Genomic DNA, 20,539 nt, shown 5'->3' with positions numbered 1-20,539 from the left:
GGCACATCCGATGATGCCCCGCGGACGGTGTTATGACGAGGGCGTTCAGCTTCCCGAGATCGGGTGAACCTGCGGGATCGTATCAACCACGACGTTGCGCAGCTGGCCGTCCACGTCTTCGACCCGTCGGATCACGAAATCCTGGATCGGTTCACGGCTTTCGGCGTCGAGCGTGATCTTGCCACGCGGGCTGGCCCATGAATACCCGGCGAGCTTCGCCATCACCGCGTCGCCGTTGAAGTCGGCACCCATTTCCGAAGCAAGCGCATAGATCAGCGCCATGGAGTCATAAGCGCCGAGCGTGAAGGTGCTGGGCAGCACGTCTTCGCCGAACTTGGCCTGAAGCCCGCCGACGAAGGCCTCGTTCTCGGGGTTGTCGAGCGATTCCGAGTAGTAAATCGCGGAATGGAAGTTCTTGATGGTGCCATCGAAGAGGTGGATGTCGCTATCCTCGGCCTCGCCCTGCCCCATGATAAGCGTGTCTTCCATAAGACCGCGCGCCGCCATCGCCTTGACCATCGAGACGGCCTGCGCCCCGGGCGGGATGAACAGCTGAACCATGTCCGGCTGCGCCTCGGCGATCCGTTCGGCAAAGGGCGAGAAATCGACGGTGGACAGCGGGATGTTGTCGGAGCCGGTGACGGTGCCGCCCGCGCCCTCGAACGCCGGTTTGAACGCGTTGGCCACGTCATGACCGGGGGCGTAATCGGCCACGGCGACATAGGCGCTTTCCATCCCGCTCTCGCGCGCCCATTTGGCAGCGACTTCGGCGTTGGTGGCGATGTTCTGCCCGAGACGCACGAAATAGGGCGACGCGTCCATCAGCGCGGGCGATGCGACGTGCGGCAGGAAGGTCGGGATCTGCACTTCGTTGATTACCGGAGCCGCCGCTGCGGCAGAGGGCGAAATGCCGAAGCCAACCAAAGCCTGCACGCGTTCGCGCACGATCAGCTCCTGCGCCATCTGTTTGGCGTTCGCCGGGTTGCCCGTCGTGTCGCGGTAGACCACCTCGATGGTGGTGTCGCCAGCTTTGTCGCCGTTCAGTTCCATGAACGTCTCGATGCCTTGGCGCCACTGTTCGCCCATCACCGCAAGAGGCCCGGTCATTGGCCCGACGACCCCGACCTTCAGCGTGTCAGCCATCGCCGATGTACTGACCATAAGGCCAGCCACGACCGTTATCGTCCCGAGACGATTTCGTTGAGTTACCATGATTTCCTCCCTGTTCGCGCTTTTGCCGTGGCTCTCCGGAGCACGGTCACGCATCGTCGTCAGGCCAGATTTTCCTCACTCCCGGATCGGTCTTAACAGTGTCCGACCAATAACCAACTCATCTGACCTTCCATGGAAGATGAAACGAATGCGCTTTCACGTCAAGAAGATTCTTGAATATCTTCCATGGATGATGATGCTGCATCCGCAAAGCAGCGCCGTTGTCCCGGCAAGCGGAACGAAGGTGATTGGCGGAGGATCCGCTCGAGCAGGGAGAGGCGTTGTTCGGGCGTCCGCGGGACTCTATGATCCCGTGAAATCAAGGGGAGGACTGCACGAATGCAGTCGCGGAGGGGATAAAGCGGGATTGGCACGAACATTGAATGACATGACCCAAGCGTGGCGCCGGGAGCGCCCCGACCTTAACCTCGACCCGTTCATCGTCGCGGCGGCGATCAAACAGATCGACACGTCGATGGAGGCAGCGTTTCGCGATCTCAGCCAGGCCGGATATTCGATCGGGCCTAGCGACCTGCGTATCCTTCTGGCGCTTCGTCGCAATGGCCCGGACGGTGCGATGCGCCCGACCGACCTGTTCCAGTCGCTGTTCATCACATCGGGGGCCGTGACCAAGCAGGTGGATCGCCTGATCCGCAGCAAGCTCGTGTCGCGCAAGGTCGACCCGGCCTATAAACGCGGCCGGATCATTTACCTGACGGACGAGGGGCGGCGTGTCGCGGACGAGGCGATCGGGCTGATCTGTTCGCCGGACACCGCGTTCGGTCGGGTTGTTGACAGCATGAGCACGGACGAGCTCGCTCAGGGGATGGATTTCCTTTACAAGCTTCTCGCCTATTTCGAGAACGTCGAAGGCCTCCCCCCGGTAGAGAACGCAGCGGACTGATCGCCTAGCGTTCGAAGCGGAAGCCATCTCGGGGAAGGTCCGGGTCGACCTCCAGAAACATGCCGAGCAGGATCAGAGGAAACCCGTTCGCGATTTCGTCGCGCCGGATTTCCGAAATGCCGTCGAATATCACGGGATGAACAAACATCCGCGTCGGCAGGTTCCCTTGGCGTTCGGCCTGCACCGCTGCCGGGCAGGCCTTGTCGATGATGTCGTTGAAACTGATCACGGGATACCCTTCTCGTTACGCTTGCACGGCGCGGCGCACTTCGTCGGCCATCTGGCGCTGCGCGACGATGGCCGCTTCGACCGCCGGGCGCATCTGGACGAAGGTGTGGATCATGCCCGCATATCGCGCGTGGACCACGCCGACACCTTCGGCCATCAGGCGGTGGGTCAGCGCTTCGGAATCGTCGCGGATCGCGTCGCACTCCGCCGAGATGAGAAAGACCGAAGGCAGGCCCGCGAACGTCTCGGCCTTGAGCGGCGACAGACGCCAGTCGGACGGATCGACGCCGTGGTTCAGCGCATAGGTGCCCAGCGCGTGTTTGACGTCGCGGCGGGTCTGAAGGTGGTTCTCGGCAAAGAGATCCATCGAGGGGCGCTCCACACTCGCGTCCACCGCCGGATAGGCCAACACCTGCTTGGCAATCGCCGGGCCGCACGCATCCCGCGCCATCAGCGACACGACGAGGGCAAGGTTCGCACCTGCGGATTCGCCCATCACGACGATGGGGCCGTCCGGCAGGCCAAGGCCTGCGCGGTCCCGATCTACCGCGACGAGCGCGGCAAAGGCGTCATCGACTGCGGCGGGGAACACGTGCTCGGGCGCGAGCCGGTAGTCGACCGACACGACCGCCGCGCCGGAGTCCGCCGCCATGAAGCGGCAGACCGGGTCAAAGCTGTCGCGGCTGCCCGTGATCCAGCCGCCACCGTGATAGGCAAGAACGACGCCGCGCGCCTGCTCGGGCACGTAAAGCCGCACCGGAATGTCGCCCGCCGGGCCGGGCACGACCGCGTCGCGCACGGTCGCAACGTCCGGGCCGGGCCGGGATTTGGCGCGCTCTTCCATCATCTGACGCACATCGGGGAGCGCCCCGTCGGCGAGCACGGATTTACCCCGGCTATGGCCGAGGATCGGTGCGAAGGCGGGATCGGTCGGCGCGCTCATGCCGTCGCCCCCATGGCCTTTCGCTTGAGCGGGATCTTGGGCATGTGGGCTTGCGTGCTCGTGCCGCCGTCCACCGTCAGCGTCTGGCCCGAGATGCAGGCGGCAAGGTCCGAGCAGAGGAACATGAGCGGCCCGGCGATGTCGACAGGCTCGCACGGGCGGCCCACGGGGATATAGCCATTGAGCTCGGCCCAGAAGTCATCGCCAAGTGCCGCGACGAGACGCGGGGTGCGCACAAAACCGGGCGACACGGCGTTCACGCGGATGCCCTTTGGCCCAAGCTCGCAAGCCGCCCCAGCGACGAACTGGTTGAGCGCGGCTTTGGACGCGCCGTAGACGGTCTGGTTCTCGACCGCCCGCGTGCTGGACATCGAACTCACAAAGGCGAGCGCGCCGCCCTCCGGCATGAAGCGGGGGGCGATCTGGACGGTCAGGAAGGCATGGCGGAGCGTGAGGTCGAACTGCTCGTTCCAGCCCTCGTCATCCATGTCGGCAATCGCCCGAACGTCTGCGATCCCCACGATGTCCACGACCCCGCCAAGGCACCCATCCGCCCAGTCGGCGGCGTCCTGAAACATCCGCTCCATGTCGCCGCGCCGGGTCACGTCGCCCGACAGGGCAAGGCCGCCGACCGCACCCGCGACAGCCTGAGCCAGTCCTTCGTCGCGGTCCACGCAGGCAACGCGTGCACCGGCTGCCGCCAGCGCCTGCACCGTTGCGCGACCGATCCCCTGCCCGGCGCCCAGCACCGCGAATGCTTTGCCGGAGATGCCCGGCACGTTCTCAAGCGTCATTGCGCCTGCTCCTCCCTCAGATATCCAGCACCAGTTTCGGGCTGCGGCTGCCCGAACAGCAGACCATCATTACCTTGTTCTCGGCCAGTTCCCCGTCTGACAGCACCATGTCGCGGTGGTCCGGCGTGCCCTCGACCACACCGACGCGGCACGATCCGCAGACACCGTCCATGCAGGAAAACGGAATGTCGATCCCGTTGTCGAGAAGCGCGTCCAGAATGGTCGTCTCGGGCGTGATGGTGAGGTTCAGCCCGCTTTGCATGCACTCCACCTCGAACGTCTCGAGCGCATCGTCCGAGACGGGAAGCGGCTCGCCCCCGAACCGTTCAAGATGCGCGTGCCCTTCCGGCAAACCCGCAGTCGCGGCTTCGAACGCATCGAGCATCGGCGCTGGACCGCAGGCATAGAAATGCACGCCGTCGCCCTGTTCGGCCCCGATGATCTCGGCCAAATTCAGCATCGCGCCGCCCGGTTCGCCGTCGAAGTTCAGATTCACGCAGCGCGCCTTGTCGAGCAGGTCGAGCCGGTCAAGGAACGCAGCATCCGCGCGGGTGCGGCAGGAATAGTAGAGCGTCCAGTCGGCGCCCGTCGCCTCCATCCGGTCGATCATCGACATCATCGGGGTGATCCCGATCCCACCCGCGATCAGCACGGACTTCGCCGCCGACTCGTCGAGCGGGAAGTTGTTCTTGGGGGCCGAGATCTTCATCGCCTGCCCCACGCGCAGCGTGTCATGGATGTAGGACGAGGCACCTCGGCTCGGGTCCGCCTTTTTCACGCCGACGACATATCGCCCGGTGTCACCCGGCGCATTGCACAGCGAATAGGACCGGCGGATGCCGTTGGGTAGCAAAAGATCGACATGCGCGCCTGCGTCGAACGGCGGGAGCGTCACACCATCCTGCGGCGTGAATTCGACCGCGAGCGTGTCACGTGCCAGAAGGGTCATCGAACGGACAACGACCGGCAGGGTCATGTCCTGACCGGGGAGCGAGGGCTGCATCATCATCGCAGGCTCCTTTTGAAGAAAGATAGGTCGAACGCCCGGCCACGCTTGCAGCCGGGCGCGGCCTTATTCAGCGGCTTGCGGCGGGATTTCGTAATGATGCCCCACGGCCTGCCATGGCCGGTCGAGCGGCGCGTCGGACGTCACGCTCACCTGCGTGAGATCCTCCATCGTCGCGCCCAAGGGCTCTTCGCCCTCTTCGACCGCCTTGATGCTATCCAGAAGGCAGCGGCGCAGGCGCACGACGGCCCCGTCGGCTGCCACCAGATGTTCCTGCGTGCGATCAAAGATCTGCCCCATGGACAGCGCCATGGCGGCGTCTTCGTGTTCGACGCCCTTCATCCCGCTCCAGTGTTCGTCCATCTGATCGCGCTTTTGCCCAAGCCCCATGCCCCAGTCGACGGTGAGGTTATGGGTCTCGGGATCATAGACCGCCGGATCGTCCATGCCGAGCAGTTCCAGCATCTCTTCGCGGTCCGGCTTGGAATAGCCGTGCTGCACGATGAAGGTCGAGGTTTGGCCATCGTTATCGGGCGTCTCGAACACCGTCAGGAACGAGTTCGGCGCTGGGATGATCCGGCCCGTGGGCATGATAAGCGGCACCACACGAACGTTCACCACCTCCGGCTCGCCCTGCGCATTCGGCGCGCGGCGCATAGCGGCATAGTGGAACCCGTAGTCGGTGTTCTCGATCTCGAACGTCGGCGCGTTGTCGACGACGGCAAGGTTCGCGGGGTTCGACGCCCGGCTGTCGCGCGTCGGCTCGTCGTTCAGCCAACCCGGCGAAGCACTTTCGGCGTGCAGGATCCCGACGTGGGAGCTATCGGCCCCGCCTTCCCACAATTGCAAGTAGTTGCATTTCACGTTGATGCGCAGGGCCAGCCGGTGCTCGGCCGGCGCGTCCATGAAGGAATAGCGGCGGAACGGCGGCTCTTCGCCCTTCTTCGCGCCCACCACGGTCCAGATCAGACCGCCCTCTTCGCGCACCGGGAAACAGGGCTGCTTGAGCCGCTGCTTCACGCGCGGATCGGGGTTGTTCGGGGTGTCGAGGATCGTGCCATCCACCGCGAATTTCCAGCCGTGATAGAGGCAACGCACGCCGCCATCCTCGACACGGCCAAGCGCCAGCGACGCGCCCCGGTGCATACAGCTTTCCTGAAGCACGCCTACCTTGCCTTCGCTGTCACGGAAGACGACGAGCTTTTCGCCCAGAAGCTCAGCCCGGATCGGTTTGCAATCGGGCTCGGGCAATTCTTCGGACAGCGCGATGGGGTGCCAGTAGCGGCGCATGACCTTGCCCATGGGCGTGCCGCGGCCGACGCGGCAAAGGGCTTCGTTTTCCTCGTGGGACAGCATTCCAGTTCCTCCTCCTGGTCCACAGTCGCCCGTTTCCGGTCGCCGCGGCTTTTCATCTTCCATGGAAGATAAACATCATCGGGAAGCTCCGTCAACTCCCCCTGCCACCGCTGCGTCGGGATGCTAGCCAAAGCGATCCGCGCGTTCTGCGCGCTTGACATCCCTATCATCTTCCATGGAAGATAATGAGCAAACGGGAGGAAATCATGCTTTCACACGACGACAATATGCGTATGTGTTTGACCGGGGCCGACACGCCAATGGGCCGGGCGCTGCGTCGCTATTGGGTGCCCGCGCTGCTCGAATCAGAGGTGAGCGAGCGCGACGGAGACCCGGTGCGAATCGAGATCATGGGCGAAAAGCTGGTCGCCTTTCGCGACACGGACGGCAACATCGGTATTCTGAACGAGTTCTGCTGCCACCGGGGCGCGTCGCTGTCCTTGGGCCGCAATGAGGACTGCGGTCTGCGCTGCATCTACCACGGCTGGAAGTTCGCGCATGACGGCACGGTGCTCGACACCCCCAACGTCAAAGACCCCGAGTTCAAGACGCGGTTCAAGATCAAATCTTATCCTGCAGTCGCGGCGGGCGGGATCGTCTGGATCTTTATGGGCGCGCCCGAGGATAAGCCTGCGTTCAAGCGGTATCCGTGGATGGACCTGCCTGCCTCGCACCTCCTGACCACGATCCACTTCGAGGACTGCAATTATGTGCAGGTGACAGAGGGGCTTCTCGACACCACTCACCTTGGCTTCCTGCACTCTGACGGGCTGTCGCGTGCGGGCGACGTGCAGATCGACTACGCCTCCAAGGTCGGCAAGATGGCCGACGACCTCGCCCCGGAACTGGCCGCCGAGGACACCGAGTTCGGGTTTCATTATGCGGCCCTGCGCAAAGGCGACAGCGACGGCAGCCACAACGTGCGGATCACGTCCTTCGTAGCGCCCTTTACCGTGCTGAATCCGAACGGCGATATTGCGACGCTGATGGTCCCGGTCAACGACACGACGTCGCTGTTCATTCATGTGTTCTGGGACACCGAAAAGGCGATTGGCGAGGAACCGCTGCGCTCTCAGCAGCTCGAATTCGTGGGGCTGACCGATCACCATCTGGACAGTTACGGCATTTCGCGCCGCACCTTCGGCACCCCTGCGACGGCAGGGCATCACAATCGTTTCGGGCAGGACCGCGCAGCGATGCGGGCGGGCAAGACGTTTTCGGGCCTGCCGGGTCTGATCGAAGAGGATGTCGCGGTCGTCGTGTCGAGCGGCCCCATACGGGACCGTTCGGGTGAGCGGCTTTCGTCAGCAGACATCGGTATCCAGCGGCTCTACCGCACGCTTCTGACCATCGCGAAACAGGTGGATGAGGGGCGCGAGCCGACGGGTCTTGGATCGTCGGTGGATTACGGCGGGATCGTCGGCACATCGGGCGTGGTGGACGCAGGCGAGCCATGGCGGAGCCTTGTTCCCGGCCACAAGAAAGCGCAGCCGAACCGCAAGCCGGGCGTGCCCGCGGAATGACCGGAGGCGAACCGGCGCGCGGGCTGGATCGCCCGCGTGTGCTTTTGTGTTGCAGGCTGCCGGACCCGGTGGTGGCGGCGCTGGCCGAAGGGCTGGACCTGACCGCCAAGCCGCTGTCCGAAGTGACGGCCAAAGATGCGGCGGATGGGCTGGTCCTGTCGGTCGAGACGCCTTTGGACAGCGCGGCTATCGCCCGGCTCCCAGCGGGTCTGGCGGCGGTCGGCACCTATTCGGTCGGGACCGACCACATCGACCGCGCCGCCCTTGCCGAGCGCGGGATTGCGCTTTTGTCGACGCCCGACGTGCTGTCGGCCTCGGTCGCTGAAATCGCGGTCTTCCTTACGCTTGGCGCGATGCGGCGGGCGACGGAGAGCATCTCGCTCGTGCGGTCGGGCGCATGGACCGGGTGGACGCCCGGTCAGCTTCTGGGCCACGAGCTTGCGAGTCGCACGGCGGGGATCTTCGGCATGGGTCGGATCGGGCGTGAGATCGCCGCGCGGCTGTCGGGCATGGGCATGACCATCGCCTATCACAACCGGTCGCGGTTGAAGCCCAAAGATGAACGCGGCGCGGTCTATCACCCGACGCTTCAGGGCCTTGCGAAGACTTGCGACGTGCTGGTCATCGCCTGTCCGGCCAATGCCGCGACCGGGGGCGCGGTGAACGCGCGGATCCTCGCTGCCATGCGCCCCGGCAGCTACATCGTGAACGTCGCGCGGGGAACGGTTGTGGACGACGAAGCACTGATTGCGGCGCTGTCCAGCGGGCAGATCGCAGGGGCCGGGCTGGACGTAATGGCGGGCGAGCCGACCTTCGATGCGCGCTATCTGGATTTGCCAAACGCGTTCCTCCTGCCGCATATCGGAAGTTCGACCGTCGAGACGCGGGTGCGAATGGGCGCGATCCTGCGTGACGGGTTCATCGCACTCGCGCGCGGCGAGACGCCGCCAAACCTTGTGCCGGAGCCAGCCTGATGCCCGATCTGTCCACCGTGTCGAACATCGACGACCTGCGCAGCCGCGCCCGGTGCGCCCTGCCCCGCGCGCTGTTCGACTTCGTCGACGGTGCGGCGGGCGACGAGACGACCGCCCGTCACAACCGCGCGGATTTCGACCGTTATGGGTTTCGCCCGCGTGTTGGTCGTGACGTGTCCACGATCGACCTGTCGGCAACGATGGCGGGCCGGCCCGCCGCACTTCCCATTGCGCTTAGTCCCATCGGCTTTGCCGGGCTGTGCTGGCCCGAGGGCGAGGTTCTGGCGGCCCGTGCTGCCGCGCGCGCGGGCATTCCGGCCTGCCTGTCCACAAACTCCATCGCGTCCATCGAAGACGTCGCGCGCGCGGTTCCGGAGGGTGAGAACTGGTTCCAGCTCTACTTCCTCAAGGATCGCGACTGGATGATGGGGCTGGTGCGCCGCGCCAAGGATGCGGGCTACCGCGTTCTGGTTCTGACACTCGACCTGCCCGTCGCGGGGCGACGCGAACGCGATGTGCGCAACGCCTTTACGGTTCCAATCCGGCCGCGTCTGGCGACGCTTGCCGGTACCGCCCTCCGCCTGCCGTTCCTTGCCCGGTCGACCCGCACTCGGTTCCGGTTCGGCAATTTCGAGGGCAACCCCCACGCCGACGGCTTCGTGAGCATCGCTAAGCACGTCTCGTCACTCTTCGACCCCTCAGCAACGTGGGAGGACGTGGCGCGTGTGCGTGCAGCGTGGGACGGGCCGATGATCGTCAAAGGGCTCTTACACCCCGATGACGTCGAGGCCGCGCGCCGGATCGGTGTGCAAGGCATTTCGGTTTCGAACCACGGCGGCAGGCAGTTGGACGGATCGCTGTCGGCCGTCGCTGCATTGCCCGACATGGTCGCGACGGCGGGCGACGACATGGAGGTGCTGCTCGACAGCGGAGTTCGGCGCGGCACCGATATCCTCAAAGCGCGTGCGCTTGGCGCATCCGGTGTGCTGATCGGTCGGGCCTGGGCCTATGGCCTTGCCGCCGCGGGCGAGGCGGGCGTGGACAAGGCGATCGAACTTCTGCGGGACGAAATGACGAATGCGATGATGCTATTGGGTGAACGCGAAATTGCCGCGCTCACCCCCAGCCACCTGACGGAAATAACATTATGAGCTTTGCCCTGCGCTATGCCCCGCACCTTGGGTTTCGGGGCTTCGACACGCCGCTTTTCGCCCACGCCGCACCGTCGCGCGATCCGGTCGACCAGATCGCCTTTGCCGCTGCCGAAGGGTTCGCGGGAATTCAAGACCCGTGGTTTTCGTCCCGGCCCGAGGGGGACAAGGCACGCATCGCCAAAGCGCTGACTGCATCCGGCCTTGCCGCAGGAACGCTAGGCATCGGCGGGTTGTCCGATCTGCGCCAGCCGCTTTGGTTTCCGGGCGACGCGTCCGGTGAACGCGTCTTGCAGGCCGCCTGCGATCAGGCCTTCGCCGACGCGGCCCGGATCGGGGCGCGAGACCTGGCAATCGTGCCCGCCGGGACGACCGCGCTTGGTCAGGACGCGGCGGAGGACGCATTCGCCGCACGCCTTTCGACCCTCGCAGATCGCGCGGCGGCCGCTGGTCTGACGCTGAATGTCGAGGTTGTGGACCCGGCAGCGATCCCCGGCCAGCTTTTCACGAGCTTTGCGCAGGCCGCCCGCGTGGTTCGCCGGATCGGCCATCCCGCCGTGCGGTTGATCTACGACACCGGGCACCTGATCGCGACGGACGGCGACCTTTTGACCCCGCTCACCCGCGACGCGGACATCATCGGCCCGGTCCAGATCGCCGGGCAACCGGGGCGGTGCGAGCCGGGGGCAGACCCCCGCATCCGCCCGGTGCTGGACGCGCTTGCCGCGCGGGGGTTCGCGGGTCTCGTGGAACTCGAACACCTCTGGGCGGACCCGTCCGCGCAAAGCGAACGGGCCGGCATCGACTGGCTCCACGCCATCGACGCCGAACTCACGCAAGCCAAAAGGACAGGAACATGAACTTCGAAGGTAAAACCGCCATCGTGACCGGCGCAGGCACCGGGCTGGGTCTCGACATGGCGACCCGGCTGGCACAGAGCGGCGCGAATATCGTCTCCGCCGACATTCTGGATGCGGACGCCGGGGCCGAAGCCGCCCGTGCCGCGGGCGCGCAAGCCATCGCCACCACAACCGACGTCTCGGACAAAGCTGCTGTCGAAGCCATGGTCGCCCGCACGATCGAAACCTTCGGTCAGGTCGACATCCTGATCAACAACGCCGCGATTTCGCGCGGCATGGTGCTGAAGCCGTTCGAAGAGGTCTCGGTCGAAGAATTCCGCCGGATGATCGACGTAAACACGCTGAGCGTTCTTCTATGTTGTCAGGCAGTTTCACCGCACATGCGGGCGCGGCGTTATGGCCGGATCGTCAACGTCGTCTCGGGGACCGCTTTCAAAGGCGCGCCAAACCTCTGCGCTTATACCGCGTCAAAAGGCGCGGTGATCACTATGACCCGATCCCTCGCGAACGAATTCGGCGCCGACGACATCACCGTGAACGCGGTATCACCGGGCTACACGTTGACGCAGAGCAACCTCGAAAACACCGCTTTCGACGGTGTTTATCGAGGCATCGCCCGCGACACCCGCGCTCTTAAACGCGACGCCCAACCGGAAGACGTGTCTCGCGTGGGCTTGTTTCTCGCCAGTGACGACGCTTCGTTTGTCACCGGGCAGGTGATCGCGGCAGACGGGGGATCAGTTTACCACTAGGCGCATCGCCAGCGGTCTCGCATCAAGATGTGCGCTGACTTCGGGAAAAACTTGAGAGAAAATTTCAGGCGCATTGTTCGTCGCCACATGTACGATTTGTCCGTCTTGGACGCTTGACAGACCGCCACGGCGCAGTCGGAGGATTTAGCTCTTACTACTTTCTCGGTCCAACGTCGCCAACACTTCGACGAGGCGCCAAGTCTTCCCAGTCATTTTGATCGCTCCACACTTCCACTTTCATCGCAAGTCACCGACGTCTCGGTGCGAAAGCGGGCAAACGACATCAAGAATTTGCACGAGCCGGAAGATCTCTTGCGATGTCAGAAGGCACCGGCAGGGACTGATTTGGGCGTTCGATGACCGCTCGCCAAACTCTCGATTTGCCTAGAGGCAAATTCCTCGGTCGGCGCCATTGGTGATTGGGTAGCCTTGATCGGAAAGACAGTCCGTCTCACCGGCAGTCCCACAGAGCGAAATCATAGGAATACCAGAGATAGCGCGTAGAGGCTCGCAATGCAGGAAAGCGTGGCTGGGGTGGTAGGATTCGAACCTACGATACACGGTACCAAAAACCGCTGCCTTACCACTTGGCTACACCCCAACGGTGCGCGTGTTCCTACTCAAACGGCTGGTGGGCTGCAAGCCAAAAAATCCGGGCTGTCGGTTCATTCCTTGGTTGCGTCCTGACGAAGCAGATCCTGCCGCTCGGTATCGCGCTCGGCGTCAACGATATCCTCGAGTTCGTGTTCCGTCGTGGCCTCGACGTTCATCACGTCATGGCTGACTTCGGCGACATTCGGCTTGGCTGGCGCGGGGGCTGGTTCCGCAGTGCCGGCCTCGTTCATCAACAGGCGATAGGTCGGTTCCGGCATCTCGATTCCCGCTTCCTCGAAGGCGATCAGAACCTGACGGATCGCCTCGGACCGCGCCGCGAGAAGCCCGGTTTCGCGCTGGTCGATCCAGCCTGTCACCTTCATGCCCACGTCCGATCCGCCGAGTTCGGTCGTCCAGGACGAGACCGACGGCGTGGTCAGAACGAAGGGCAAACCCTTCACCGTCTCTTCGGCCAGCAGCTTGGCCGCCGCGAGATCGGTGCCGTAGCCCACCCCGATGTCGAAGTCGAAGCGGCGTTCGGGATTGCGGGTGTAGTTGATGACCGTCGACTTGAAGACCGTCGCGTTCGGGATGCGGATGTGGTTGCCGTCGAACGACAGGATGATCGTGGCGCGGGAGGTCAGGCGGATCACCTTGCCCTCATGCCCGTCGATCTTCACCGCATCGTTCGGCGCGAACGGCTGGCGCACGGACAGAAGCACCGAGGCGATGAAGTTCTCGACCGTGTCACGGACCGCGAAACCGATGGCCAGACCGATGATCCCCGCCGCGCCTAGGATCGTGGACAGGAGAGCGGTGGCGCCCAGAATATCCAGCGCCACCACGATCGCGGCGATGATCGCGGCGATCCTTATGACGGCGCGCAGGATGTCGGCGATGAAGGCATTCGGGGCGATCCGGTCCCACGGCTGTTTGCGCCGCGCAATGAAGAACCCGATCCAGACCACGATCCCGAAAGCGAAGAGTGCGATCCCGACAAGCGGCAGGAACGCGATGCCCTGCCAGAACCTGAGCTGAAAACGTTCGACCATCGGCATCAGCCGCCGCCGCACGTCGGTCGAGATCGTCACCTCGTTCTCGATCGCCACGACCCCTTCGACCCGACCGATAAGCCCGACGAGCGCCTCGGACTGGGCGAGGTCGAGCGTCGTGCCGCGGAGCGTGACGATGCCGGATTTGACGGTGACGGTGACGTCCTCGTACCCGTCGAGTTCGTGCAGGATGTCCCGGATGCGCGTGGCCATGGCCGCGTCGGCCTGACCCTGTTCGGCGTTCGTGCCGTTGCCCGAGGTGATCGTGCCCTCTTGTGCGAGCACGGGCGTGGCGAGGCACAGGATAAGCGCCAGAAGTCTTAGAAATATCATGTCCGTCCCCGGGAATTTTTTCCCAGAGTATCCGGCGGCATCGACTTTTGGGAACCCCCGAAACCGGGGCTTTTGCCCGCACCCGGACATGAAAACGGGCGCCCGTTCCGAACTCGGCGTGCCCGTCAGGTCAGCTCGTGACCTGCTCGCGCAGGATTGCCGCGGTGATCGAGATCATCAGGTAGATGCCCGCAAAGACGAGGAAGGCAAGCAGCGTGTTCTCGAACGCACGCGGATAGGTCGCGCGGTCCGGGGCCACGGGATGCACGCCCATTTCCAGATAGCGCGTCTGTTTGTTCGCTTCGATCCGGGCGGTTTCGAGCTGTTGCAGCGCCTGCTGCATCAGCGCGGTCCGCGTCTGGAGGTTCGTCTGCGCGATGGTCAACTGGCCGGACACCGAGGCAAGGCTGTCACCGCCCTGCTGACCGTCTTCCGTCAGCCGCGCCCGCAGGTCGGCGACGAGTTGTTCCAGCCGCGCGATATCGCCCCGAACGCCCTCGACCCGTGCCTGGTTGGGGCGCGGGTTGTCCAGAAGCTGCTGAAGCTGAAGCCGCTTCTGCTGCAACTGCGTCTCGAAGGTGTTCACCTGACCCATGATCGAGGTCGCGTCCGAGGTGGCATCGAAAATGCCCATACTTTCCTGAAGTCGCAGAACCTCGGCCTGCGCGTCGAGCATCGCCTGTTCGGCCTCTTCATAGCTTTCGCGCGCGCCCGCCATCTGGTCGTCGCGCAGACGGCTTGTCAGGTTGTCGACCCGTTGTTCGGCATAGCGGATCAGCGCCTCGGACATCTGGCGCGAGAACGCCGGATCGGCCGCGATCACTTCCATCTTCACGATGCCCTCGGTCGGATCGAAGCCGATCTTCACGTTGCGCGTATAGGTCTTGTAGGCTTCCTCGTTCGAGGCATCCGCGTCGAGCCGCTGGATCGGGTCGATCTCGGGGTTCGAGAAATGGGCCTTGAAGCCCAATTCCTCGTCCAGCCGCAGCATGGCGTCGCGGGATGACAGGTAACTCTGGACCGTGATCGAATCCTGCGACGTCGCCAGACCGGAGCCTGCGAACAGGCTCGACATCGCCGTGCCGCCGCTTTCGGCCTTCTGGATCACGAATTCCGACTTGGTGGCGTACATGGGCGTCGCCACGACATAGAAATACCAACCCGCGATGAGCGTCGGCAGAAGCACCAGCGCGGCCAGTCGCGTGGCGAGCAGCAAGAGTTTCTTGCGTCGCCGCCGCACGATCTGGTTCTGCATTTCCTGAATGGATTTCGCACGATCGGCGGCATCCATCACCTGCGTCGAGGGCAATTGCTGCTGCTGCGGCTGGATCGTCTGCGGAAGCTGCACCCGCGCCCCGCCCTCGGGCGCCTGCGGCTTGGCCCCGCCCTCTTCCGACGAGACGAGTTGCAGCATGTTCGCGGTCTGGAACGGGTCGATCCCGGCTTTGCGCAACAGGCGCACGGCGTCATAGTCCGACGTCGCCGGAAGCCCGTGTTTCTGGGCGACGCGGCGCGCCATGCGCAGTTGCCGGCCCGTCAGGCCCTCTTGCTTGATGCGTCCGATTTCGACCTCGGGCGGTTCGCGCCGCGATGGCGTTGGCGCGGCCTGCCCACCCCGGTCGGCTGCGGCGGACCCCGGGAAGGGCGCGCCGCCGAAGCCATCCTCCTGCGGTGACAGCGCCGCCTCTTCCATCGCGTTCAACTGGCGCGGTTGGCGCGGCTGCGGCTGTCCGCCCTGCGGCGGGCGCTGACCCTGCGGTGTGGCCGGGCGCTGTGGTTGCTGGCCGGCGGGGCGAAGCGTCTGCGCCTGTGCGCGCGGCGGTTGCTGCGCGCCCTGCGCGTTCGGCTGCGCTTCGGGGGAAGCCTCACGCGGGGCGTCCGTGCCGGGGCGGCGGATGCGGAATTTCTTAGCCTTGGGTGGAGTAGTCATACAGTTGCTTCGCCTCTTCCAAGGTATCGAACATAAAAAGCTGCCCGTTGTGCAGCACCGCCGCCGAACGGCAGAATTTCTCAAGTGTCTGCGCCTGATGGCTCACCACCACGACGGTCGAATTTTCCAGGCGTTGCCTGAGCACGTCCCCCGCCTTGCGGTTGAACTCGGCATCCGTCGTCTGCGGCATCCCCTCGTCGATCAGGTAGATGTCGAACTCGAGCGCCAGAAGCAGCGAAAACGTGAACCGGGCCTTCATGCCCGACGAATAGGTGCCGAGCGGAAAGTCGTAATATTCCTCAAGCCCGCACAGCCAGCGCGTGAACGCCTCGATATAGTCGGGGTCCAGCCCGTAGAGCCGCGCGATGTAGCGCGCGTTCTCCTTGGCCGACAGCTTGGGCACAACGCCGCCCATGAACCCGAGCGGGAACGACACGCGGCTGGTGCGGCGCACTTCGCCCTCGTCCGGCTTCTCCAGCCCCGCCATCATCTGAATGATCGTCGTCTTGCCGGTGCCGTTGGGCGCGAGAATCCCAAGCGAGTTGCCAAGCTCCACCCGGAACGACGCATGGTCGAGGATGACCTTGCGCTGTTTTCCGGTCCAGAAGGACTTGGATACATTGTCGAATTCGATCATTCGAACCCCGGTGACTGCTGCTGCCCCAGGGCCCGGTGTAGTCCGGGCCGCGTTAAGGATACGCTATATTAGGCCAATCTGGCGTCATTATGTCGGATCAAACGCCTTCAATACAACGCTTTGTCTCGGAATTGGGCCGGAAAACGGCACAATACCCGGTGATCTTTGGTCCGGATCGTACACGACGCGCCCGATTCAGGCCCGGCGTTTCTCGACCCGCAACAATTTACCCAGTGCAATGGCAAGGATCGCGGCCCCCAGACTGAAGAAGGCGCCGATCTTGGCCGCGTCCTGCACCGGACCGGGGTCGAAGGCCGCTGCCGCGAAGAACAGCGCCACCGTGAACCCCATCGCGGCGACGATACCGACGATGAAAAGATCGGCCACGCGCATTCCTTCTGGCAAGCCGAGCCGCAAGAGCCGCGCCGCGACAAGCCCGAACAGGAAAATGCCGACGGGCTTGCCGATGACCAGCCCGCCCAGAACCAGCCATGTCGGCTCGGCCAAGGCGGCAAACGCCACCCCGGCGTTCACCAGCCCAAACAGGAACAGGATCAATTCGACCGGGATCTGTAGCGCATGTTCGATCTGGTTTAGGATGTCGTGCAGATGCGTTTCGGCCTCGGCGAAGATACCGAAGGCCCGGTCGGCATGGGGAATGGCCGGAATGACGGGCAGCAGCCCGAGCGCGGGGTGAAGGCCCGACTGCGTGAAGGCGAGCAGGCTGACGATCCCGGCAATGGCGTAGGGATACCATTTGAGGTTCAGGCGCACCCATGTCGACCGCGCCCGCGTCTGGTCGCCCCGATCCATCCGGCGCGGGATCAGGTTGAAGGCCAGATAGACGAAGACCGAAGCGAACAGGGACACGGCAAGCCATTCCGGCGCGAAGTCGCCCGGCGGGTAGAACAGGGCGAGGATGACGAGCCCGCCCGCATCGTCGGCGATGGCCAGAAGCAGCAGGAACCTGAGCGCCGGGTGCCCGGCCCCGAACACGACCCGCCCGACGATATAGGAAAACGCGATGTCCGAAGCGGTCGGAACCGCCCAGCCACGGGCCACCGCGTCATAGATGTCGGACCCCATGAGGGAAGCCAGCGAGAGAAAGACGACAATCGGTCCAAGCATCCCGCCAAGGGTCGCGATCAGGGGCGTGGCGGCCTTGCGACCCCGCAGGGCACCGCGTTTCAGGATCAGCGCCTCCCACACCTCCTTGCCCGCGAAAGCGAAGAAAAACGCCATCAGCAGATCGTTCACGAGCGTCTGAACGGTCAGCACGCTCTCGACATCGCCGGTTTCGAACCGTCCCGCTTCGGGCCCGAAAGCCGCGTCCCATGCATGCAGGTCGAGACCGATCCAGCCGTTGAACCACAGCGGATAGTGGATGAAATGGCGGTAACTTTCGGTGTCGAGGTTCGCCCAGACGAGCGCGATCAACGCGCCGCCGACGAGCAGGACCGAGTAATTGGCGATGAAGTTCCAGACCCGATACATGCGCGCGACGTCTCCACAGGGTTTCAGCCCGTGTAGCGAAACGTCAGGTCAGGCTCAATGCCGCCCGATGTCGCCTCAGAACCCCGCGATCAGCGCGACATCGCTTTGCCGGTGGATCTGCCCCATCTCGGCGGCCCGGTCGCTGTCGGTCAGCGGGCGGGCCGGGCTGCCGTTCCCGGCGACCATCATATCGACCAGTTCGGGCATGATCGCGCGGATTTCCTCCAGCGCCTCCTGCCCGACCGCTTCCCGCGCGCCGGTCCCCAGAAACAGGCTCTCCATCGGTGCGCCATCGGCCATGATGACCTCGTGATCGTCGAACAGGAGGTGGACGTAGATGACGCCGCCCACATCTTCGGCCACCTCGAAACCGGGCAGGCCCAGAAGCGATTTCACCGCCACCAGCACCTCGGTCGTCCCAAACATCCGCATGGCAAGGCGCGAGCGCACCAGAACCCGGTGTTGCGGCGAAAGCAGCACGTCGCGCTCCGGCAAGCCGTGGCCCAGCGCGCCCTTCTTGACCCGGATCGGGCGGATCGCCGGATTGGCGCGCAGTTCCAGCGGCCCCAGACGGCGCATCGCGACCCAGCGGATCGGCTGCGGGCCGTGATCGACAGTGTTCACGAGATCGCCGGGCTTCAGGCGCACGACCTTGCGCAGTCCGTCAGGCGTTTCGATCCGCGTGTCCGAGCCGAAACAGACGTAACCCTGATCGGCTAGTTTCTTGACCGCCGCGCGGTAATGTTCACCCGTGATCGTCTCGATTTCGATGGTCTGGATCGGCTTCTCGACGAAGGCTTCGGAGAACTCGGACCCGTCCGCGAACGGTGTCAGGAACACGCGCCCCGCATCGTCCTGCAACACGATCATCCACGTCGTATCGGTCTTGCGATCCGTATAGGTCAGCTTCACCGACACGTGGAGCGAAGCCAGCATGTCGGCGCTGCGTCCACCCCAGGTCAGGGTGTCCGCGCGATCCGCGCCGCAATCGGTCAGGATCAACGTGTTTTCGCGGGAATGCGCCGGGTGCTGGGCATCGCCAAGCCGAAACCCCACGAGCCGACCGGCGGTCTTTGCAACCGTGTCGCCTTCCGCGAGGTCCAGATCGGCATAGGTGCCGATGTAATAGGCGCTCAGCCTGCTCGTTGACATTTTGCCCTCAAATCCTGGGGGTAAACCGATCCCAAAGACTCGTACGAATTCCGACCCCGTCGGGACGGCACGCACTATGGATATCCTGCCCTTAGGGACCGAATTGGGGCACGACGGTGGACAATTCGTGAAAAGTTCTGTGCGTGTCCGGCGTATTGTTGACGCGGCTCGTCACGCTTAACCTCCTGTTATGCAAGGCACCGACCCCCTCGCGGATCAGATCAGGAAATGCCGCATTTGCGCCGCCGCATTTCGCGCGACGGCGACCGGGCATGAGCCGCGCCCCGTGGCGTGGTTCGACCCGTCCGCGCGCCTGCGCGTGATCGGACAGGCGCCGGGACTGCGGGTTCACGAAAGCGGGATTCCGTTCAATGACCCGTCCGGCGACCGGCTGCGCGACTGGATGGGCGTGGACCGCGACACCTTCTATGACCGCGCACGCATCGCGATCACGCCGATGGCGTTCTGCTTTCCCGGCTACGACGCGCGTGGGTCGGACCTTCCCCCACCTCGGGTCTGCGCCGAAACATGGCACGACGCGGTCGACGCCACGCTTGCACCGACCCTGACGCTGCTTGTCGGGGCCTATGCCCAGCGCCGCTATCTTGGCACGCGCGCCAGCCTGACCGACACGGTGCGCGGCTGGCGTGACCATCTGCCGGACATACTGCCCTTGCCTCATCCGTCTTGGCGCAATACCGGGTGGCTCAGGAAAAACCCGTGGTTCGAGGCCGATCTTCTTCCGGTCCTCAGAACCCGTGTGGCGGAGGCGTTGAACCCATGACCGAAGAGACACCGCTCGATATCGCCCATGCGGCGATGCAGGCCGACCTCGATGACGACGCCGCCCGGCTCGGGTTTTACGAGCGTCTGGCGGATGACGAACTGTTCCTGCTGCTCAAGGAAGAATCGCGGGGCGACTCGGTGAACCCTGAGATTTTCGAACTGGAAGCGGCCGAGGGCGAGCCGCCCGACCGCTACGTGCTGGTGTTCGACCGGGAGGATCGGCTGTCCACGTTCTCGGAAGGACCGGCGCCCTACGCCGCCCTGCCCGGTCGCGTCGTCGCGGCGATGATCGCGGGATCTGGCATCGGTCTGGGCGTCAACCTCGGCGCCGCGCCCTCCTCCATCCTGATCCCGGCCGCCGCCGTCGACTGGCTCGCCCAGACACTTGGCCCCGCGCCGGAAGAGGTGGAAAGCCAGGTCCGCGCGCTCGAACCGCCCACGGGTCTGACCGACCGGCTCATCACCGGGCTACAGGGCAAGCTTGCCGCGGCGGGCCGGTTCTGCGACCACGCGACGCTCGCCCGCGCGGTGTATGACGATGACAGTCAGGGGCTGGTTCTGGCGTTCATCGACGCCGACCCGGATGCACACGAACCGCTGGCCCGCGCCGCGCAGGAGGCGATGACGTTTTCCGGGGCCGATCAGCGGCTGGACGTCGCGTTCTTCGATACAAGCGATCCGGTCGCCAAACGGCTGGCGCGCGTCGGCCTGCGCTTCGACATGCCGGAACCCGAAGCGCCCGAACCCGTGGAACGCAAGGCTCCGGGGTCCGACCCGTCGAAGCCCCCGATCCTGAAATAGACGCTCGGGATCGAAATAAGCCAAGCAAAGGCACACAAAGCCACAGAGTATGCCTCA

Annotated in this window: 19 protein-coding genes and 1 tRNA gene; 8 read left to right on the top strand and 12 right to left on the bottom strand. The window is 64.5% G+C overall.

Annotated features, from left to right (window positions below):
- Positions 1-45: 45 nt before the first annotated feature.
- Entirely contained in the window at positions 46-1,143 is a 1,098-nt protein-coding gene (locus RB2654_RS18410; protein WP_008334644.1) for an ABC transporter substrate-binding protein, read from the bottom strand.
- 457 nt (positions 1,144-1,600) lie between these two features.
- On the opposite strand from RB2654_RS18410, the gene RB2654_RS23610 reads away from it, so the two are divergent.
- Positions 1,601-2,116 (top strand): MarR family winged helix-turn-helix transcriptional regulator, encoded by a 516-nt coding sequence (locus RB2654_RS23610; protein ID WP_008334643.1) that lies wholly within the window; start codon positions 1,601-1,603, stop codon positions 2,114-2,116.
- Between the two features lie 4 nt (positions 2,117-2,120).
- On the opposite strand, the gene RB2654_RS18400 is transcribed toward RB2654_RS23610, so the two are convergent.
- The 5 genes from RB2654_RS18400 to RB2654_RS18380 all read right to left on the bottom strand — a co-directional run bounded on the left by RB2654_RS18400 (position 2,121) and on the right by RB2654_RS18380 (position 6,443).
- Entirely contained in the window at positions 2,121-2,345 is a 225-nt protein-coding gene (locus RB2654_RS18400; protein ID WP_008334642.1) for a hypothetical protein, read from the bottom strand.
- 15 nt (positions 2,346-2,360) lie between these two features.
- The gene (locus RB2654_RS18395) at positions 2,361-3,287 is read right to left on the bottom strand and encodes an alpha/beta hydrolase (RefSeq protein ID WP_008334641.1); all 927 of its coding nucleotides are present in this window, start codon (positions 3,285-3,287) and stop codon (positions 2,361-2,363) included.
- Entirely contained in the window at positions 3,284-4,081 is a 798-nt protein-coding gene (locus RB2654_RS18390) for an SDR family NAD(P)-dependent oxidoreductase (protein ID WP_008334640.1), read from the bottom strand. The genes RB2654_RS18395 and RB2654_RS18390 overlap by 4 nt, the downstream gene beginning before the upstream one ends.
- Before the next feature lie 16 nt (positions 4,082-4,097).
- Complete coding sequence (locus tag RB2654_RS18385; RefSeq protein ID WP_008334638.1) at positions 4,098-5,090, bottom strand: PDR/VanB family oxidoreductase; 993 nt, start codon at positions 5,088-5,090, stop codon at positions 4,098-4,100.
- Positions 5,091-5,153: 63 nt separating this feature from the next.
- Positions 5,154-6,443 (bottom strand): Rieske 2Fe-2S domain-containing protein, encoded by a 1,290-nt coding sequence (locus RB2654_RS18380; RefSeq protein WP_008334637.1) that lies wholly within the window; start codon positions 6,441-6,443, stop codon positions 5,154-5,156.
- Between the two features lie 206 nt (positions 6,444-6,649).
- Between RB2654_RS18380 and RB2654_RS18375 the strand changes: the two genes are divergently transcribed.
- From RB2654_RS18375 to RB2654_RS18355, 5 genes are read left to right on the top strand one after another with little or no spacing between them, the layout of a single operon-like run.
- Positions 6,650-7,966 carry a Rieske 2Fe-2S domain-containing protein gene (locus RB2654_RS18375; RefSeq protein WP_040885842.1) on the top strand — a complete coding sequence of 439 codons (1,317 nt, stop codon included), beginning with the start codon at positions 6,650-6,652 and terminating at the stop codon, positions 7,964-7,966.
- The gene (locus RB2654_RS18370) at positions 7,963-8,940 is read left to right on the top strand and encodes a 2-hydroxyacid dehydrogenase (RefSeq protein ID WP_040885248.1); all 978 of its coding nucleotides are present in this window, start codon (positions 7,963-7,965) and stop codon (positions 8,938-8,940) included. The genes RB2654_RS18375 and RB2654_RS18370 overlap by 4 nt, the downstream gene beginning before the upstream one ends.
- The gene (locus tag RB2654_RS18365) at positions 8,940-10,091 is read left to right on the top strand and encodes an alpha-hydroxy acid oxidase (protein WP_008334632.1); all 1,152 of its coding nucleotides are present in this window, start codon (positions 8,940-8,942) and stop codon (positions 10,089-10,091) included. The genes RB2654_RS18370 and RB2654_RS18365 overlap by 1 nt, the downstream gene beginning before the upstream one ends.
- Positions 10,088-10,951 (top strand): TIM barrel protein, encoded by an 864-nt coding sequence (locus RB2654_RS18360; RefSeq protein WP_008334626.1) that lies wholly within the window; start codon positions 10,088-10,090, stop codon positions 10,949-10,951. Before RB2654_RS18365 ends, RB2654_RS18360 begins: the two co-directional genes overlap by 4 nt.
- The gene (locus tag RB2654_RS18355; protein WP_008334623.1) at positions 10,948-11,703 is read left to right on the top strand and encodes an SDR family NAD(P)-dependent oxidoreductase; all 756 of its coding nucleotides are present in this window, start codon (positions 10,948-10,950) and stop codon (positions 11,701-11,703) included. The genes RB2654_RS18360 and RB2654_RS18355 overlap by 4 nt, the downstream gene beginning before the upstream one ends.
- A gap of 526 nt (positions 11,704-12,229) precedes the next feature.
- On the opposite strand, the gene RB2654_RS18350 is transcribed toward RB2654_RS18355, so the two are convergent.
- From RB2654_RS18350 to RB2654_RS18325, 6 genes are all read right to left on the bottom strand, one after another.
- Positions 12,230-12,304 (bottom strand) — tRNA-Gln (locus RB2654_RS18350).
- A gap of 64 nt (positions 12,305-12,368) precedes the next feature.
- Positions 12,369-13,682: a mechanosensitive ion channel family protein gene (locus tag RB2654_RS18345; protein ID WP_008334621.1), complete on the bottom strand. Its 1,314-nt coding sequence runs from the start codon at positions 13,680-13,682 to the stop codon at positions 12,369-12,371.
- A gap of 130 nt (positions 13,683-13,812) precedes the next feature.
- Positions 13,813-15,612 (bottom strand): KpsE/RkpR family capsule polysaccharide export protein, encoded by a 1,800-nt coding sequence (locus RB2654_RS18340; protein WP_040885246.1) that lies wholly within the window; start codon positions 15,610-15,612, stop codon positions 13,813-13,815.
- Positions 15,590-16,249, bottom strand: a complete 660-nt coding sequence (locus RB2654_RS18335; protein ID WP_008334614.1) for an ABC transporter ATP-binding protein — start codon at positions 16,247-16,249, stop codon at positions 15,590-15,592. Before RB2654_RS18335 ends, RB2654_RS18340 begins: the two co-directional genes overlap by 23 nt.
- Positions 16,250-16,444: 195 nt before the next feature.
- Positions 16,445-17,743 carry a Na+/H+ antiporter NhaA gene (locus tag RB2654_RS18330; protein ID WP_008334612.1) on the bottom strand — a complete coding sequence of 433 codons (1,299 nt, stop codon included), beginning with the start codon at positions 17,741-17,743 and terminating at the stop codon, positions 16,445-16,447.
- A 75-nt stretch (positions 17,744-17,818) separates the two neighbouring features.
- On the bottom strand, positions 17,819-18,895 hold the full coding sequence (locus RB2654_RS18325) for a Hint domain-containing protein (RefSeq protein WP_008334607.1): 1,077 nt from the start codon (positions 18,893-18,895) through the stop codon (positions 17,819-17,821).
- Positions 18,896-19,085: 190 nt separating this feature from the next.
- Here RB2654_RS18325 and RB2654_RS18320 point away from each other — a divergent pair, with 190 nt between their 5' ends.
- Together RB2654_RS18320 and RB2654_RS18315 are read left to right on the top strand one after the other, a co-directional pair.
- Positions 19,086-19,679: a uracil-DNA glycosylase family protein gene (locus RB2654_RS18320; RefSeq protein WP_008334605.1), complete on the top strand. Its 594-nt coding sequence runs from the start codon at positions 19,086-19,088 to the stop codon at positions 19,677-19,679.
- Positions 19,676-20,482 carry an SseB family protein gene (locus tag RB2654_RS18315; RefSeq protein ID WP_008334603.1) on the top strand — a complete coding sequence of 269 codons (807 nt, stop codon included), beginning with the start codon at positions 19,676-19,678 and terminating at the stop codon, positions 20,480-20,482. The genes RB2654_RS18320 and RB2654_RS18315 overlap by 4 nt, the downstream gene beginning before the upstream one ends.
- Positions 20,483-20,539: the final 57 nt, after the last annotated feature.

This window comes from Maritimibacter alkaliphilus HTCC2654, from assembly GCF_000152805.1.
GTDB classification, from domain to species: Bacteria; Pseudomonadota; Alphaproteobacteria; order Rhodobacterales; family Rhodobacteraceae; genus Maritimibacter; species Maritimibacter alkaliphilus.
The sequence above is the reverse complement of the archived record's forward strand: the minus strand, read 5'-3'. Positions and strand labels throughout refer to the sequence as shown.

Excerpts from the sequence above, each read along its gene's own strand:
- RB2654_RS18410 (WP_008334644.1), bottom strand. The coding sequence starts at position 1,143 with ATGGCTGACACGCTGAAGGTCGGGGTCGTCGGGCCAATGACCGGGCCT.
- RB2654_RS18315 (WP_008334603.1), top strand. The coding sequence starts at position 19,676 with ATGACCGAAGAGACACCGCTCGATATCGCCCATGCGGCGATGCAGGCC.
- RB2654_RS18390 (WP_008334640.1), bottom strand. The coding sequence starts at position 4,081 with ATGACGCTTGAGAACGTGCCGGGCATCTCCGGCAAAGCATTCGCGGTG.
- RB2654_RS18385 (WP_008334638.1), bottom strand. The coding sequence starts at position 5,090 with ATGATGATGCAGCCCTCGCTCCCCGGTCAGGACATGACCCTGCCGGTC.
- RB2654_RS18320 (WP_008334605.1), top strand. The coding sequence starts at position 19,086 with ATGCAAGGCACCGACCCCCTCGCGGATCAGATCAGGAAATGCCGCATT.
- RB2654_RS18335 (WP_008334614.1), bottom strand. The coding sequence starts at position 16,249 with ATGATCGAATTCGACAATGTATCCAAGTCCTTCTGGACCGGAAAACAG.
- RB2654_RS18325 (WP_008334607.1), bottom strand. The coding sequence starts at position 18,895 with ATGTCAACGAGCAGGCTGAGCGCCTATTACATCGGCACCTATGCCGAT.
- RB2654_RS18355 (WP_008334623.1), top strand. The coding sequence starts at position 10,948 with ATGAACTTCGAAGGTAAAACCGCCATCGTGACCGGCGCAGGCACCGGG.
- RB2654_RS23610 (WP_008334643.1), top strand. The coding sequence starts at position 1,601 with ATGACCCAAGCGTGGCGCCGGGAGCGCCCCGACCTTAACCTCGACCCG.
- RB2654_RS18330 (WP_008334612.1), bottom strand. The coding sequence starts at position 17,743 with ATGTATCGGGTCTGGAACTTCATCGCCAATTACTCGGTCCTGCTCGTC.
- RB2654_RS18340 (WP_040885246.1), bottom strand. The coding sequence starts at position 15,612 with ATGACTACTCCACCCAAGGCTAAGAAATTCCGCATCCGCCGCCCCGGC.
- RB2654_RS18365 (WP_008334632.1), top strand. The coding sequence starts at position 8,940 with ATGCCCGATCTGTCCACCGTGTCGAACATCGACGACCTGCGCAGCCGC.
- RB2654_RS18380 (WP_008334637.1), bottom strand. The coding sequence starts at position 6,443 with ATGCTGTCCCACGAGGAAAACGAAGCCCTTTGCCGCGTCGGCCGCGGC.
- RB2654_RS18345 (WP_008334621.1), bottom strand. The coding sequence starts at position 13,682 with ATGATATTTCTAAGACTTCTGGCGCTTATCCTGTGCCTCGCCACGCCC.
- RB2654_RS18395 (WP_008334641.1), bottom strand. The coding sequence starts at position 3,287 with ATGAGCGCGCCGACCGATCCCGCCTTCGCACCGATCCTCGGCCATAGC.
- RB2654_RS18370 (WP_040885248.1), top strand. The coding sequence starts at position 7,963 with ATGACCGGAGGCGAACCGGCGCGCGGGCTGGATCGCCCGCGTGTGCTT.
- RB2654_RS18375 (WP_040885842.1), top strand. The coding sequence starts at position 6,650 with ATGCTTTCACACGACGACAATATGCGTATGTGTTTGACCGGGGCCGAC.
- RB2654_RS18360 (WP_008334626.1), top strand. The coding sequence starts at position 10,088 with ATGAGCTTTGCCCTGCGCTATGCCCCGCACCTTGGGTTTCGGGGCTTC.